This is a genomic window from Mycetocola sp. Y171 (genome assembly GCF_056713165.1).
The window spans coordinates 1,215,843-1,228,804 of record NZ_JBWYGX010000002.1 but is presented as its reverse complement, the minus strand read 5'-3'; the positions used below and the strand labels follow the sequence as shown (position 1 = coordinate 1,228,804).

The following is a 12,962-nucleotide window of genomic DNA, read 5'->3' as shown; positions in this document are numbered from 1 at the left end:
CCCGTGGGGGTTGGGGCGACTCCGGCCGTCACCGTTCGAGCACCTTCTTCAGGCGCTGCAGGTGATCCCCGTCTTCTTTCTTCAGCTCGGCAACGACCAGTGGAAGAAGTAGCTTCTTTGCACCGCTCGCCGTGACCTCACAGACCAGGTCAGCGCGCGTACCGGTCGCCTCTGGGCGGAACGCATAACGGTAAACGGTCTCGATTCCCTCGGTCAGATTCTTCACGGCATACGTCTGATTCGGTTCGTACACGACGACCTCGAGTTCGGCCTGCTCTTCCCTGCCCCTCATCAGGCGGGTCTCGCGATAGCGCGAACCCACCCGGGTGGGTCCCTCGGTGATCGCGACCATGCTCTTCACGGATGGAACGACCTTCGGCGCGTTGTCGGGTGTCGTGATGAAGTCGAAGACATCCTGCGGTGGACGAGAAATCCATTCACTCGTGGTGAACCCGGCCATTGTGTCCTCCTTGTCGGATCGGTCGAGCTCACGGTAACCCCGGGCAGGTCGCCGCACAAGCGGCCGCGAACGACTGCGACTGCCCTGGTCTGCGTTGGAATACGGCGTCGCCGTCTGACCCCTACCGGCCCGCGCCGCGGCACTCTATATTGTCGTCAGCGTCTGGCACAGCACAGGACGCGGCCCCACCACATCGAGTCGCCAACGGCGACGCAATTGAATGGAAGTCGAATGCCTGAAAGCAACAAGCCGACCATCGTCCTCGTCCACGGCGCGTGGGCGGACGCATCCAGCTGGAACGCCGTCGTCGTTCCCCTTCAAGCCCAGGGTTACACGGTTCTCGCACCGCCGAACGAGCTTCGCGGGCTGACGAGCGATGCCGCGTACATCTCGTCCTTCCTGGCACAGCGGACGACAGGTCCCGTCGTGCTTGTCGGGCACTCGTACGGCGGTGCGGTCATCACCAACGCAGGCGCGAACGGAGGCGACGTCAAGGCGCTCGTCTACGTCGACGCGTTCATCCCTGACGAGGGTGAAACCGTCGTAAGTATTCTCGAAGGTTCTGGTTCGGCACTTGCCGTGGCCGATCCGACGACCGTGCTCGATGTGGCGGGCTATCCCGGCGCCCCTGAGGGCGCCGCCGAGGCCTTCCTGAAGCCGGAGACGGTGCACACCGCCTTCGCCCAAGACCTGCCTGAAGCGGATCGGTGGGTCATCGTGGCGACTCAGCGACCGGCATCCTTCGTCGCCAACGTCACACCCTCAGCCGCCCCGGCGTGGAAGTCGATTCCGAGCTGGGCGGTGCTGGGCACCGACGATCTCGTCATCCCGATCGCCACGCAACGGAAGATGGCTGAGCGAGCGAACGCGACCATCACCGAGGTCGACGCATCCCATGTGTCGATGGTGTCGCGTCCAGAGGTGACGATCGCCGCGATCCTGGCAGCTGTGGAAGGGATCAGCTGATGTCGACCATCGTCGAGAAGATGACGGCGTCGCTGCCGTCCTGGGGCGCAAGGATGGCGTTCGGCGAGAGCGTCACGGTGGGCGGGCAGGAGGTCATCCCGGCCGCCCTGGTCGTGTTCGGTTTCGGCGGTGGCGAAGGCTCAGGCACCTGGCCCGAGCGCGGTGGGGCCCCCGAAGGCCAGGGCGAAGGGAGCGGCGGTGGAGGTGGGGGTTACGTCTTGCCGATCGGCGCATACGTGGGCGGCCCGAACGGGTTGACGTTCCGGCCGAACCCGGTCGCCATGATCATCGTGAGTGTCCCTCTTGTGTCCGCTCTCGGTTGGGGCGTCGCACGGATCATCAGCGCCGCGAAATAGGCCTCCGCTTCGTGCGGATCGCGTCTGCTCGGGTGTCGCGCGTCACGCCCGCCACGGCGTGATTCGCGGCCACCACCCGGGAACCGGGTTGCGCACGAAGCCGCTGAAGCTGCCTGTGCCATGCGCGTCAGGCTATTCCGATTGGTGCGACCGCGCGAGGGGGCGGTTTTCAGGATGCAGCTGCATCCTCGGGTCCTCGGTCGGATCGGCGTACAGGCGAGGACAACCACCGCTGATCGCCTCGGGACGGAGCTCGTAGTGCCATGGTTCATTGCCGTAGATCTGACACAGACCGTAAGCGGCGCCGTGCTCGGACAGCCACAGCGTGGCATCGAACTCTCCGATGTCGATCGCGGTCCCTGACACGTGGGCGGATGTTTCCGCTGTCGCGACCCAGCGGGCAGCTTCTTCTTCCGAGCCGTACTCGGAGACGGCGTCGCGAAGAAGCTGGTCCTGATACTCGCCGGAACGCCACCCGCTGTTGATGTAGAACTCGATGCCTGCATCTCGTCCGGCAACCGCGGCCGCCTGTCGCACGGCATGGAGCAGATCGGAGTCGAGGTTGGCGACAGCGGGGAACCGGTCATCGAACACGGTCACGCCGCCCGGGAGAGTGCCGTCCGCCTCGTCGATCACACCGTCGGGCTCGACAACCGTCGCCCGCTCGTCGCCGCCGAGGATGCCGCCAGGCGCGGCGGCCGACGATGACGTCGACTGGTAGATCAGTGTTCCGGTCATCGTCGCGGCGATGACGGCCAGGACGATGGCGAGAATGCGGAGAATGCTGCGGGTCGTCGTTCGAGCTGCCGTGTTTGTCATGCCGCCAGTCAACGCAGTCCCGTGTTGCCAGCGCGTACGCAGTTTTCGATATGCCGACGATATGTGCCGGCTCGTAGGATCGAGACCATGCGAGTCTTGGTCGTCGAGGATGAGCCCTACATGGCTGAGGCCATCCGCGATGGCTTGCGCCTGGAAGCAATCGCTGCCGACATCGCAGGGGACGGCGACTCCGCTCTGGAATTGTTGAGCATCAACTCGTACGACATCGCCGTTCTCGACCGCGACATTCCCGGTCCCTCCGGTGACGAGATCGCCCGGAGCATCATTGATTCCGGAAGCGGGATGCCCATTCTGATGCTGACCGCAGCCGACCGGCTGGACGACAAGGCCTCCGGGTTCGAGCTCGGAGCCGACGACTATCTCACCAAACCGTTTGAGCTTCGTGAGCTCGTTCTCAGGCTGCGAGCGCTCGATCGCCGGCGCACACACAACCGGCCCCCCGTGCGGGAAATCGCCGGTCTGCGTCTGGACCCGTTCCGACGTGAGGTCTACCGGGATGGCCGGTACGTCGCGCTGACCAGGAAGCAGTTCGCCGTGCTCGACGTTCTCGTCGCCGCCGAGGGTGGCGTGATCAGCGCCGAAGAACTTTTGGAGCGGGCGTGGGATGAGAACGCCGACCCGTTCACGAACGCCGTGCGCATCACCGTTTCGGCACTGCGCAAACGGCTGGGCGAGCCCTGGGTCATCGCCACGGTTCCCGGCGTCGGCTACCGCATCGACACCGGTCCGGACGTCGGACATCGGGGAGGCGACCGTGGTTAGGCCGTCAGGGCCCAGCGTCCGACTCAAACTCACCCTCAGCTACGCCGGGTTCCTCATGCTGGCAGCCGTATTGCTGCTCGCGGTCGTGTGGCTGTTTCTCCTGCGTTACGTGCCCAGTGATGCGGTCAGCGGCCCCGGCGGGTTCGTGCCCGGCCGCGACGATCTCGTGCGCGCCTTCGCCCCGCCGATCGCGTGGGCGCTGGTGTTCCTACTTGCTTTCGGCCTGCTGGGAGGGTGGATCCTCGCCGGACGGATGCTCGCTCCACTGACCCGCATCACGAACGCCACCCGGGTGGCAGCGACTGGTTCGCTCTCGCACCGCATTGCGATGGAAGGCCGTGACGACGAGTTCCGCGAGCTCGCCGACAGCTTCGACGCGATGCTCGAACGGCTCGAAGCACATGTCGCCGAACAGCAGAGATTCGCCGCGAACGCATCCCACGAGCTTCGAACACCCCTCGCGATTACGCAGACCCTCCTCGATGTCGCCCGCAACGATCCCGACCGGGACTGCGACGAACTCGTCGAACGCCTTCACGCGGTCAACTCCCGCGCGATCGACCTCACCGAGGCCTTGCTCCTGCTCAGCCGCGCCGACCAGCGATCATTCGTCCGGGGGCAGGTCGACCTGTCCCTCCTGGCCGAACAGGCCGGCGAGACCCTCCTTCCTCTCGCCGAGAGGCACGGTGTCGCCATCGAGGCCGCAGGGGATATCACCCCCACCATCGGCTCCCACGCGCTCCTGCTGCAGATGACGACCAACCTCCTGCACAATGCCATCGTGCACAACCTGCCCGACCACGGCACGGTGCAGGTCGACACCGCCACCGTCGCGGAGTTCGTCGTGCTCACGGTCGAGAACACCGGCGTCACGCTCAGCCCACAGCTGGTGTCGACGCTCACCGAGCCGTTCCAGCGCGGCAGCGAACGCATCCGCGGTCATCATGCGGGTGTCGGCCTCGGTCTCGCGATCGTCAAGAGCATCGTTCAGGCTCACGACGGCGCCCTCACTCTCACCCCTCGCCCGGACGGCGGGCTTCGCGTCACGGTGCAACTCCCCGCGGCTCCATGAGCGTTGCACTCGTGGCCAGAGGCACGATGACGCGGGTGGGGGACCGGCGGGGGTGTCGTCAGGATGTGATGCGCAGTATTTTGGGGCGATCGCGAGCGGGGAGGAATCATGGCGGAACTGACGACCGACGATGTCTGGCGGGTGATCGAGAAGCAGAACTTCATGGTGGTCGGGACGATCACGTTCTGCGGTGTCGCCGAGGTCCTTCCGGCGGCTCGGATGCCGGCCACGGTGCGGGATGCCCTCACGAAAGGGCTGGAGCTGAGTGAAGACGGGTCTCGTGGCACGCTGCTCGGCATCGGTGTCCGGCCGACCGGCGACTTCGTCACGTATGGCGTCGGGGTATCGGTCGTGAAGATGCGCGACACCGAGGCCGCGCGGGGGAGAGCGCCGAGCGGAGGCTAGCTCAGTACTCGCCCTTGATCACGAAGAAGGAGCCACGGATGACGCCTGCGAGCTTCGACTTCTGGCGGGCGAACTTGAAACGCGTCGCCAACTCCTCCGGTATCTCCATGCCGTCGGCCAGTTTGAATCCGACCGCTCGCTTTCCGCCCTCTTCGACGCTGTACATGACGTTGATCGACAACCCTGACTCGTAGAAGACGTAGCTCATCCGCAGCCCATCGACCTCGAACTCGGTTGCTTCGAGGGGTCGGGAACCGATGACAATGTCTCGCTCGTCCCTGAGGATGCGGCTCACCCGCTCAATCACCTCCTGAGCCTCGGAGGCAGGGTGCACCGTGAACTCGTGGTCGTACTTGTTCCGGTAGTAGCGAGCCTCGTTGGCGCGCAGTCCGGCGAGCGCATCGGCGACCGGAGACGATTCCAGGCCGACGGTGGAAACGTTCTCGAAGTCAACGGCGTACGACATGCGGCCTCCCAGTCAGATGAGTCGGGATCAACGATAGCGCGCGACGTGTTCGTGACCGATAGCTACCATCGGAGCATGGGGAGAACGGATCGAGCGAGCCTGCTGATTCACGCCGGCACCGACACGGTGTTCGCCGCGCTGACCACCCCACAGGCTCTCGTGCAGTGGTTGCCTCCGAAAGGCATGCACGGCCGATTCGAGCGGTTCGACATGCGTGACGGTGGTTCCTACCGACTCGTGCTCACCTACGACGATGCGTCTGGCGCGCCAGGCAAGACGTCGGCAGATTCGGATGTGTCCGAGGTGCGCGTCACGCGGATCGTTCCGGGAGAGCGTGTGGTGCAGGAGGTCGACTTCGATTCGGACGATCCCTCGTTCCAGGGCACGATGCGGATGGAGTGGAGCCTCCACCGCGGGAGCGAAGGGACAACGGTCGAGTTTGTGGCTCAGGATGTCCCGGCAGGAATTCGCGCGCGGGATCATGCGGAGGGCATGACGTCCTCGCTCGCGAATCTCGCAGCGTACCTCGACGCCTGACCGCTGCCCGGAACCGGACAGAAACGTCCCTCGAAAAACTTCGATTTCCCTCTTGCACGGTCGCTATTCAGTGATACTATCTAGTGGTAGATAGCAACACCGAGTAGTGATTGGACGGGTTCATGGGCAAGCAGATGACGGAGATGCTCAAGGGCACTCTGGAGGGCATCGTCCTCGCGATTCTCGCCGTGCAGCCGGCATATGGCTACGACATCACGGCCCGCCTTCGCGACCAGGGTTTCTCCGAAATCGTGGAAGGCACCGTTTATGCGTTGCTGGTCAGAATCGAGCAGCGCGGCCTCGTCGACGTGGCGAAAGTCCCGTCCGAGAAGGGGCCGCCGCGCAAGGTCTACTCGTTGAACGCACAGGGCAGGGAGTCCCTCGAAGAGTTCTGGAGCACGTGGAGCTTTCTCGCAGAACGCATCGAACAGCTCCACCACAACATTGAAAACCCGCAGGAAGAAGGAGAGTAATCATGGCCGCAAAGTGGATCGAAGCCGTCACAGGCTCGCTCGAGCAGAAGAAGCAGTACAGGCAGTACAAGGCGCGCATCGCGGCTCTTCCCGAGCCGTACGGCACGGCTGCGAAGGCGTTCGAGCGGTACTTCATGTACTACGGCGGAATCACCGACGGTGACACCCTCGTCAGGATGCTCAGCGACTTCGCCGACCTCTGGGAGCGCGCAGCCATCGACGGAACACCGGTCCGCGCCATCGTCGGCGACGACCCTGTCGAGTTCGCCGAGGCGTTCACCCAGGCCTACGGCGGAACGCAATGGATCGACAAGGAGCGCGCTCGCCTGGAGAAGGCCATCGACACCGCGGCCGGAGACACCGAAAAGGAGACGAAAGAATGACCACCACCCATGCCCCTGCACCCGCGATCCGAGTGCAGGGCATCCAGAAGTCCTTCAAGGACGTACACGTGTTGCGGGGCGTCGACTTCGACGTGAAGCCGGGCAGCATCTTCGCTCTGCTCGGCTCCAACGGTGCAGGCAAGACCACCCTGGTGCGGATCCTGTCCACCCTGCTGAAAGCCGACGCGGGAACCGCCTCGGTCCACGGCTTCGACGTCGCGGGGAGTGCCGGCGACGTGCGCGAATCGATCAGCCTGACCGGCCAGTTCGCGGCGGTCGATGAGATTCTCAGCGGTCGGGAGAACCTCGTGTTGATCGCGAAGCTGCGTCACTTGAAGAACCCGGGAGCGATCGCCGACGACCTCCTCGCCCGTTTCTCGCTCACCGAAGCCGCCAGCCGGAAGGCATCGACGTATTCGGGCGGGATGCGCCGCCGGCTCGACATCGCGATGAGCCTGATCGGCAACCCGCCGATCATCTTCCTCGACGAACCGACCACGGGACTTGACCCCGAGGCGCGCATCGAAGTCTGGGAGACCGTCAAGCGCCTCGCCGCGCAGGGGACCACCGTGCTGCTCACAACGCAGTACCTCGATGAGGCCGAGCAACTCGCCGACCGCATCGCGATCCTGCACAAGGGCACGATCATCCAGAACGGGACGCTCAGCGAACTCAAGCAACTCCTCCCGCCTGCCACGGTCGAATACGTCGAGAAACAGCCATCGCTCGAGGACGTGTTCCTCGCCCTCGTCGGGGACACCGACGAGACCGATACCGCCAGCGGCGACCCGGCCGACACCAGGGCCACTGCACGAAAGGAATTCTGATGACCACCAACGTCCTCGGCGATACCAGCGTCCTGACCGGCCGCTCGCTGCGCCACATCCTCCGCAGCCCCGACACGATCATCACCACCGCGGTCACCCCGATCGCTCTGATGCTGCTGTTCGTGTATGTGTTCAGCGGGGCGATCAGTACAGGATCCGACGAGTCGTACGTCAACTACATGCTCCCGGGCATCCTGCTCATCACGATCGCGTCTGGAGTGGCGTACACCGCATACCGGCTGTTCCTCGACCTTCAGGGCGGCATCTTCGAACGCTTCCAGTCCATGCCGATCGCGAGGTCGAGCGTGCTCTGGGCGCACGTGCTCACCTCCCTGGTGGCGAACCTCGTCTCGATCGCTCTCGTCGTCGGCGTCGCGCTGCTCATGGGGTTCCGCACCGGAGCATCCGTCGTCGACTGGCTCGCGGTCATCGGCATTCTGGTCCTCTTCACCCTCGCACTGACCTGGATCGCTGTGATCGCCGGGCTCTCGGCGAAGACTGTGGACGGCGCGAGTGCGTTCAGCTACCCGCTGATCTTCCTGCCGTTCATCAGTTCCGCCTTCGTGCCCACCGAGTCGATGCCGGCCCCGGTAGCCTGGTTCGCCGAGAATCAGCCTGTGACCGCCATCGTGGATACCACCAGGGCCCTGTTCGCACAGGAACCCGTCGGTAGCGACATCTGGATCGCCCTCGCCTGGCTCGTCGGGATCCTTGTCGTCGCGTACGCCTTCGCGATCGGGATCTACCGTCGCAAGGTCAGCTGAGCCCGAGTGCCTACGCTCTCCACTCCGAACGGCGTCGCCCGCTCCCCGTACGGGAGGCGGGCGATGTCGTTGTTGGGAGACGTCGCCAGGATCAAGCAGGATCGAAGAAGCCCCGAGGGTGTCGAACGCATAGCGTGGCGATCATGACACGCATCGAATCAGTGATCCTCGAGGTCGCAGACACCGCAGCTGCCCAACAGTTTTATTCAGCAGCATTCGGGCTCGAAGACCAGGTGAGCCTCCGCGCCTCAGACGCGCCGACCTCCGGGTTCCGTGGCTTCACACTTTCGCTCATCGTGTCGCAACCCGGCGACGCGGGCGCGCTTCTCGCCGCGGCTGTGGACGCGGGAGCAACCGTGCTGAGGCCCGCAGCGAAGTCCATCTGGGGTTTCGGCGGCACCGTGCAGGCGCCTGACGGCACCATCTGGAAGGTCGCCACGTCGGCGAAGAAGGACACCGCAGCAGTATCACGGAAGATCGATTCGATCGTGTTGCTGCTGGGAGCGGCGGACGTGGCGGCGAGCAAGAAGTTCTACACCGGGCATGGCTTCGAGATCGGCAGGAGTTTCGGCTCGTATGTCGACTTCGCCACACCTTCGAGTCCGATCGGCCTCGGCCTGTACAAGCGTCGTGCGCTCGCCAAGGATGCCGGCGTCCCGGTCGACGGATCCGGATCGAACCGTCTCGCTGTCGCCGCCGACGTCGGAGTGTTCACCGACCCCGACGGATTCGCATGGGAAGTCGCTGCTGGCGGCGCAGAGGAGCCTCCTGCGATCATGGGTGCATGAGCGAGGTGACCGTGCGTCCGATGACGCAGAGTGAGTTCGATCACTGGCAGGACGCGCTCGCCGAGGACTTCGCGGCCGAACAGGTCGCGGTCGGCCGCTGGGCGAAGGACGGGTCGGTTAAGCGCGCCCGCGATTCGAACGCGGAACTGCTCCCCCTGGGATTGAACACGCCGAGAATGCTCATTCTTTGGGGGATCGACTCGGACGGAGAATCCGTCGGGCGTGCGTGGGTGGGCCTGGATCACCCGCGCGGAGCTCCGGATACGGGCTTCCTCTACGACATCGAAGTCGTCGAGGAGCGGCGGGGTGAAGGGCTCGGCCGCGGTTTGCTGGAGGCGGTGGAGCACGCGGCGCTCGAGGCCGGAGTGCATGCCCTGGAGTTGAACGTTTTCGGCACCAATTGTGTGGCCGTCGCGCTGTATGAATCGTCGGGGTACTCCGTCTCGACCCAGCAAATGCGAAAGACGCTCCGCTCCTAGGCGGCACACGGACAGTCGCATCAGGTCAGACGCCGGGATGCTCCGGATCGATTAGATCCGAGTACTGCGGATTCCTGGTCATGAACGCGGCGACCACCCGGCAATGCACGGTGACGCGCAAACCACGTTCCCGGATGTCATCGAGAGCGTCGGCAATGAGGTCGGCAGCGATGCCTCTCCCGCGGAACTCCGGAATGACCGTTGTCGTTTGAACGATGACCCGTCCATCGGCCTCGTCGTACCGAAGGCTCGCCAGCTCGCGACCGCCCATGGTGGCGGAGTACACGCGCTCGTCGGCGAGCCGGTGCACCTCGATCTCGGCTTCGGCATCCGCAGACGGCCGGTCGACCTCGCGAATGGCGTTCGACGTCACGCCGTCGATGAGTGCTGAGGTGCCCTCGTCGAGAAAGCCGGCGCCATCCGGATAACCGGAAGCATCGGGATACTCGAATGCTCTCGGTTCATTCCCTGTATTCACGTCGTTCCTCCTTCTCATCGGGACGGGTCGGCGGCGGGAGGGACCAGCCGCAGTCTGCTTGGCGCAACCTTGGGGAAGGCCGCCTGAAACCCAGTGCTCCCGCTCTTACCTCGCGACTCGGCCGAGTCCCGTCACCAGCAATGACCGAACGCGCGTCCGGGTTGTGACAGCAGTGGCCGCAGAGGGCGCGTTCCGACGTCGTTACTGCGAGCCACACCTGTTCAACTCAGGTAGGCGTCGACCATGACGGGGCCGCGGATGTCACGGAACGTGTCGAGCAGGCGCTCGAGGCCCCGCGCATTCATCGACGTCAGTTGCAGATCGTATGGCCCGAGCTTCTCGAGTTTGCCGGTGCGGATTCGCACGACCTCCCAGTGAGCCGAACGCAGAATCCGGTCCTTCCGCCGGTCTGCGTCCTCCCGTTTGCCCACGTGTTCGAGACCGTGACGGCCGGTGCTGTCGTATTCGACTGCGATCCGCAGTTCGGGTAGGAGGATGTCTGGCCACACCTCGAGATGGTCGAAGAACGGCCGGGCCACGCGGACGGCGTTCAGGCCGGGTGTGACGCTGAGGCGTGCGAAAAGATCCATCCTCAGCTGTGCCTCGACGGCGGATGCCGGTCGGGGCGCGCATGCGCTGGCGAACGGTTCACCTGTTGGCAGCATCGGTGTTTTCGGACACAGGATTCGTGGCGACTTTGCAATGCGGGGCGAGGAGCTGGACCCAGCGGGACGTGCGGGCCGCGGTTGTGCCAGCGCCGCGCACTCCGGGCACCAGGCCGAACGGCGACGTTCGCGGCCGGGGCGGGAGCGTTGTTCGGCCGGCGTGGCGACGAACGTGTGCCCGGCATTGCATGTCCAGAGGAGGAAGACGTCGGCGGCAGGCGGAATCTGATTCAGCATGATCCCGGAATTCCGATCCGGGAAGTACTGCCTGATCAGCGTCGGATACGGCGCCCACGCCTCACGGTACGTCCCGATCGGGTAGGGCACATCGTTCCCGCGTGAGAACTGGCGGCGTGCCCACCAGTCCTCGATCCTCTCCGCCATTCAGGCACGGTAACAGGGGCGTCAGACACCCGCCGGCCGCGGCGTGATGTCTTTCAGCGCACCGACTTCCGCTCGTAGATCGTCATCGACCAGGCATAGCCGGCGACGGTGATCACGACGCACCAGCCGATCGCGAGGATCGGGCTCCAACCGAGCGGGGTGCCGAGCAGCAGGCCGCGGATCGCTTCGATGAACGGCGTGAACGGCTGGTACTGCGCGAACCACTGCATCCATTCCGGCATCGATTCGGTCGGCACGAACCCACTGCTGAGGAAGGGCAGGAAGGTCAGCAGGAGTGGCCAGTTGCTGGCCGTCTCGACCGACTTCGCCTGCATCCCCATCGCGACACCGATCCAGCTGATCGCGAACGAAATGAGCACGAGCAGCCCGGCGGCGGCAAGCCACTCGAGCGGCCCTGCGGTCGTGCGGAAGCCGATCAGGAGGCCGACCCCGAGCACGAGAGCGACGGCGATGACGGCCTGGATCGTATTGCCGAGCACGTGGCCGGCGAGTACAGCAGCCCGCGAGATCGCCATCGTCCGGAACCGAGCGGTGATCCCCTCGGTCATGTCCATCGCCACTGTTGTCGCCGTACCGCCGGCGCTGCCGGCGATGGTCAGCAGCAGGATGCCCGGCATGATGTATTCGACGTAGGCTTCCCGCCCGCCCGCCGGATCCGCGCCGGGCAATCCGGCGCCCAGCGTGCCGCCGAACACGAACACGAAGAAGAGCAGGAGCACGACCGGACCCAGGATGGTGAACGCCGACAGGCCCGGGTAGCGAATCATGTGCAGCAGGTTGCGGCGCAGCATCGTGATCGCGTCGGCGACGATGTACGATCGTCGGCTGGTGCTCGACCCCGCGGTCGGGCGCTCGGCAGTGATGGTGGTCATGACTCGGTTCCCTTCGTGTCGACCCGGCCGGTGAGGGCGAAGAACACGTCGTCCAGGTCCGGAGTGTGGATGCTGAGGTCGTCGACCTCGACGTCGGCCGCATCGAGGCGGTCGAGGACGGTGCGCAGCGCTCGGACGCCGCCGTCGCTCGGAACACTGAGGGCGAGTCCGGCATCGTCGCGGGTGGGGTCGTCCAGGAGACGGGACGCGGAGTCGAGCGCCGCGGCATCCGCGAACCGGAGCCTGATGTGTCCACCTGGGACGAGGCGTTTGAGCTCATCCGGAGTGCCCTCGGCGACGATCCGCCCGCCGTCGAGCACAGCAATGCGGGTGGCGAGCTCGTCCGCCTCCTCGAGGTGCTGTGTGGTGAGCAGCACGGTCGTGCCATCCGCGACCAGGCTGCGCACGATGTCCCACATCGTGTGACGGCTGCGCGGGTCCAGGCCGGTTGTGGGCTCGTCGAGGAAGATCACGCTCGGGGTGGAGACCAGCGTCATTGCCAGGTCAAGCCGCCGCCGCATCCCGCCCGAGTAGGTCGCGAGTGGTTTGCGCGCCGCTTCCGTGAGGTCGAACTGCTCGAGAAGCTCGGCCACGCGCGTCTTCGAGCGTTTGGCTCCGAGGTGCCGCAACCGCGCCATGAGCTGGAGGTTCTCCTCGCCGCTGAGCAGACCGTCGACCGCTGAGAACTGGCCGGTGAGACCGATCGACGCGCGCGCACCATCCGGATCTCGCACCACGTCGCATCCGTTGACGAATGCCGCTCCACCATCGGGCCGAACGAGTGTGCTGAGGATGTGGACGGTCGTCGTCTTCCCCGCGCCGTTCGGGCCGAGGAGTGCGGTGACGGTGCCTGTGGCCACCGCGAGGTCGATGCCGTCGAGCACGACCTTGTCGCCGTATGACTTGCGAAGCCCGCGAACATCGATTGCTGGAGTGTTCATGTGATTCGTTCCCTACTTTTCTG

Annotated in this window: 19 protein-coding genes; 12 read left to right on the top strand and 7 right to left on the bottom strand. The window is 65.1% G+C overall.

The genetic code is table 11. The features are described from left to right. Positions 1 to 28: 28 nt before the first annotated feature. On the bottom strand, positions 29 to 460 hold the full coding sequence (locus AC1M2K_RS15605) for an SRPBCC family protein (protein ID WP_480241652.1): 432 nt from the start codon (positions 458 to 460) through the stop codon (positions 29 to 31). A 231-nt stretch (positions 461 to 691) separates the two neighbouring features. Here AC1M2K_RS15605 and AC1M2K_RS15600 point away from each other — a divergent pair, with 231 nt between their 5' ends. Together AC1M2K_RS15600 and AC1M2K_RS15595 are read left to right on the top strand one after the other, a co-directional pair. Next, complete coding sequence (locus tag AC1M2K_RS15600; protein WP_480241651.1) at positions 692 to 1,426, top strand: alpha/beta fold hydrolase; 735 nt, start codon at positions 692 to 694, stop codon at positions 1,424 to 1,426. Next, positions 1,426 to 1,782 carry a hypothetical protein gene (locus tag AC1M2K_RS15595; RefSeq protein ID WP_480241650.1) on the top strand — a complete coding sequence of 119 codons (357 nt, stop codon included), beginning with the start codon at positions 1,426 to 1,428 and terminating at the stop codon, positions 1,780 to 1,782. Before AC1M2K_RS15600 ends, AC1M2K_RS15595 begins: the two co-directional genes overlap by 1 nt. 132 nt (positions 1,783 to 1,914) lie before the next feature. Here the strand turns inward: AC1M2K_RS15595 and AC1M2K_RS15590 are convergent, their stop codons facing one another. After that, on the bottom strand, positions 1,915 to 2,601 hold the full coding sequence (locus AC1M2K_RS15590) for a M15 family metallopeptidase (protein WP_480241649.1): 687 nt from the start codon (positions 2,599 to 2,601) through the stop codon (positions 1,915 to 1,917). Between the two features lie 87 nt (positions 2,602 to 2,688). On the opposite strand from AC1M2K_RS15590, the gene AC1M2K_RS15585 reads away from it, so the two are divergent. From AC1M2K_RS15585 to AC1M2K_RS15575, 3 genes are all read left to right on the top strand, one after another. Then, positions 2,689 to 3,384, top strand: a complete 696-nt coding sequence (locus tag AC1M2K_RS15585) for a response regulator transcription factor (protein WP_480236253.1) — start codon at positions 2,689 to 2,691, stop codon at positions 3,382 to 3,384. 55 nt (positions 3,385 to 3,439) lie between these two features. Continuing rightward, positions 3,440 to 4,456, top strand: coding sequence for a sensor histidine kinase (locus tag AC1M2K_RS15580; protein WP_480241750.1), 1,017 nt, complete (start codon positions 3,440 to 3,442; stop codon positions 4,454 to 4,456). Positions 4,457 to 4,564: 108 nt separating this feature from the next. Further along, positions 4,565 to 4,861 carry a hypothetical protein gene (locus tag AC1M2K_RS15575; protein ID WP_480241648.1) on the top strand — a complete coding sequence of 99 codons (297 nt, stop codon included), beginning with the start codon at positions 4,565 to 4,567 and terminating at the stop codon, positions 4,859 to 4,861. Position 4,862: 1 nt separating this feature from the next. Here AC1M2K_RS15575 and AC1M2K_RS15570 read toward each other — a convergent pair whose 3' ends face one another. After that, complete coding sequence (locus tag AC1M2K_RS15570) at positions 4,863 to 5,327, bottom strand: phage tail protein (protein WP_480241647.1); 465 nt, start codon at positions 5,325 to 5,327, stop codon at positions 4,863 to 4,865. A 75-nt stretch (positions 5,328 to 5,402) separates the two neighbouring features. Here AC1M2K_RS15570 and AC1M2K_RS15565 point away from each other — a divergent pair, with 75 nt between their 5' ends. The 7 genes from AC1M2K_RS15565 to AC1M2K_RS15535 all read left to right on the top strand — a co-directional run bounded on the left by AC1M2K_RS15565 (position 5,403) and on the right by AC1M2K_RS15535 (position 9,578). Then, complete coding sequence (locus tag AC1M2K_RS15565) at positions 5,403 to 5,864, top strand: SRPBCC domain-containing protein (RefSeq protein WP_480241646.1); 462 nt, start codon at positions 5,403 to 5,405, stop codon at positions 5,862 to 5,864. A 122-nt stretch (positions 5,865 to 5,986) separates the two neighbouring features. After that, positions 5,987 to 6,337 carry a PadR family transcriptional regulator gene (locus AC1M2K_RS15560; protein WP_480236258.1) on the top strand — a complete coding sequence of 117 codons (351 nt, stop codon included), beginning with the start codon at positions 5,987 to 5,989 and terminating at the stop codon, positions 6,335 to 6,337. Between the two features lie 2 nt (positions 6,338 to 6,339). Beyond that, complete coding sequence (locus AC1M2K_RS15555; protein ID WP_480241645.1) at positions 6,340 to 6,720, top strand: DUF1048 domain-containing protein; 381 nt, start codon at positions 6,340 to 6,342, stop codon at positions 6,718 to 6,720. Further along, positions 6,717 to 7,547 carry an ABC transporter ATP-binding protein gene (locus tag AC1M2K_RS15550; RefSeq protein ID WP_480241644.1) on the top strand — a complete coding sequence of 277 codons (831 nt, stop codon included), beginning with the start codon at positions 6,717 to 6,719 and terminating at the stop codon, positions 7,545 to 7,547. Before AC1M2K_RS15555 ends, AC1M2K_RS15550 begins: the two co-directional genes overlap by 4 nt. Beyond that, positions 7,547 to 8,311 carry an ABC transporter permease gene (locus AC1M2K_RS15545; RefSeq protein WP_480236261.1) on the top strand — a complete coding sequence of 255 codons (765 nt, stop codon included), beginning with the start codon at positions 7,547 to 7,549 and terminating at the stop codon, positions 8,309 to 8,311. Before AC1M2K_RS15550 ends, AC1M2K_RS15545 begins: the two co-directional genes overlap by 1 nt. A gap of 143 nt (positions 8,312 to 8,454) precedes the next feature. Further along, positions 8,455 to 9,099, top strand: a complete 645-nt coding sequence (locus AC1M2K_RS15540) for a glyoxalase (protein WP_480241643.1) — start codon at positions 8,455 to 8,457, stop codon at positions 9,097 to 9,099. Further along, the gene (locus AC1M2K_RS15535) at positions 9,096 to 9,578 is read left to right on the top strand and encodes a GNAT family N-acetyltransferase (protein WP_480241642.1); all 483 of its coding nucleotides are present in this window, start codon (positions 9,096 to 9,098) and stop codon (positions 9,576 to 9,578) included. The genes AC1M2K_RS15540 and AC1M2K_RS15535 overlap by 4 nt, the downstream gene beginning before the upstream one ends. A gap of 25 nt (positions 9,579 to 9,603) precedes the next feature. Here AC1M2K_RS15535 and AC1M2K_RS15530 read toward each other — a convergent pair whose 3' ends face one another. The 4 genes from AC1M2K_RS15530 to AC1M2K_RS15515 all read right to left on the bottom strand — a co-directional run bounded on the left by AC1M2K_RS15530 (position 9,604) and on the right by AC1M2K_RS15515 (position 12,939). Beyond that, positions 9,604 to 10,056: a GNAT family N-acetyltransferase gene (locus tag AC1M2K_RS15530; RefSeq protein ID WP_480241641.1), complete on the bottom strand. Its 453-nt coding sequence runs from the start codon at positions 10,054 to 10,056 to the stop codon at positions 9,604 to 9,606. A 221-nt stretch (positions 10,057 to 10,277) separates the two neighbouring features. Beyond that, complete coding sequence (locus AC1M2K_RS15525; protein ID WP_480241640.1) at positions 10,278 to 11,105, bottom strand: hypothetical protein; 828 nt, start codon at positions 11,103 to 11,105, stop codon at positions 10,278 to 10,280. Between the two features lie 53 nt (positions 11,106 to 11,158). Then, positions 11,159 to 11,998 (bottom strand): ABC transporter permease, encoded by an 840-nt coding sequence (locus AC1M2K_RS15520; RefSeq protein ID WP_480241639.1) that lies wholly within the window; start codon positions 11,996 to 11,998, stop codon positions 11,159 to 11,161. Continuing rightward, the gene (locus AC1M2K_RS15515; RefSeq protein ID WP_480241638.1) at positions 11,995 to 12,939 is read right to left on the bottom strand and encodes an ATP-binding cassette domain-containing protein; all 945 of its coding nucleotides are present in this window, start codon (positions 12,937 to 12,939) and stop codon (positions 11,995 to 11,997) included. Before AC1M2K_RS15515 ends, AC1M2K_RS15520 begins: the two co-directional genes overlap by 4 nt. Positions 12,940 to 12,962: the final 23 nt, after the last annotated feature.

What these genes read in the sequence shown, in the direction of transcription:
- AC1M2K_RS15605 (WP_480241652.1), bottom strand. Translation starts at nt 460, where the DNA reads ATGGCCGGGTTCACCACGAGTGAATGGATTTCTCGTCCACCGCAGGAT.
- AC1M2K_RS15600 (WP_480241651.1), top strand. Translation starts at nt 692, where the DNA reads ATGCCTGAAAGCAACAAGCCGACCATCGTCCTCGTCCACGGCGCGTGG.
- AC1M2K_RS15595 (WP_480241650.1), top strand. Translation starts at nt 1,426, where the DNA reads ATGTCGACCATCGTCGAGAAGATGACGGCGTCGCTGCCGTCCTGGGGC.
- AC1M2K_RS15590 (WP_480241649.1), bottom strand. Translation starts at nt 2,601, where the DNA reads ATGACAAACACGGCAGCTCGAACGACGACCCGCAGCATTCTCCGCATT.
- AC1M2K_RS15585 (WP_480236253.1), top strand. Translation starts at nt 2,689, where the DNA reads ATGCGAGTCTTGGTCGTCGAGGATGAGCCCTACATGGCTGAGGCCATC.
- AC1M2K_RS15580 (WP_480241750.1), top strand. Translation starts at nt 3,440, where the DNA reads ATGCTGGCAGCCGTATTGCTGCTCGCGGTCGTGTGGCTGTTTCTCCTG.
- AC1M2K_RS15575 (WP_480241648.1), top strand. Translation starts at nt 4,565, where the DNA reads ATGGCGGAACTGACGACCGACGATGTCTGGCGGGTGATCGAGAAGCAG.
- AC1M2K_RS15570 (WP_480241647.1), bottom strand. Translation starts at nt 5,327, where the DNA reads ATGTCGTACGCCGTTGACTTCGAGAACGTTTCCACCGTCGGCCTGGAA.
- AC1M2K_RS15565 (WP_480241646.1), top strand. Translation starts at nt 5,403, where the DNA reads ATGGGGAGAACGGATCGAGCGAGCCTGCTGATTCACGCCGGCACCGAC.
- AC1M2K_RS15560 (WP_480236258.1), top strand. Translation starts at nt 5,987, where the DNA reads ATGGGCAAGCAGATGACGGAGATGCTCAAGGGCACTCTGGAGGGCATC.
- AC1M2K_RS15555 (WP_480241645.1), top strand. Translation starts at nt 6,340, where the DNA reads ATGGCCGCAAAGTGGATCGAAGCCGTCACAGGCTCGCTCGAGCAGAAG.
- AC1M2K_RS15550 (WP_480241644.1), top strand. Translation starts at nt 6,717, where the DNA reads ATGACCACCACCCATGCCCCTGCACCCGCGATCCGAGTGCAGGGCATC.
- AC1M2K_RS15545 (WP_480236261.1), top strand. Translation starts at nt 7,547, where the DNA reads ATGACCACCAACGTCCTCGGCGATACCAGCGTCCTGACCGGCCGCTCG.
- AC1M2K_RS15540 (WP_480241643.1), top strand. Translation starts at nt 8,455, where the DNA reads ATGACACGCATCGAATCAGTGATCCTCGAGGTCGCAGACACCGCAGCT.
- AC1M2K_RS15535 (WP_480241642.1), top strand. Translation starts at nt 9,096, where the DNA reads ATGAGCGAGGTGACCGTGCGTCCGATGACGCAGAGTGAGTTCGATCAC.
- AC1M2K_RS15525 (WP_480241640.1), bottom strand. Translation starts at nt 11,105, where the DNA reads ATGGCGGAGAGGATCGAGGACTGGTGGGCACGCCGCCAGTTCTCACGC.
- AC1M2K_RS15520 (WP_480241639.1), bottom strand. Translation starts at nt 11,998, where the DNA reads ATGACCACCATCACTGCCGAGCGCCCGACCGCGGGGTCGAGCACCAGC.
- AC1M2K_RS15515 (WP_480241638.1), bottom strand. Translation starts at nt 12,939, where the DNA reads ATGAACACTCCAGCAATCGATGTTCGCGGGCTTCGCAAGTCATACGGC.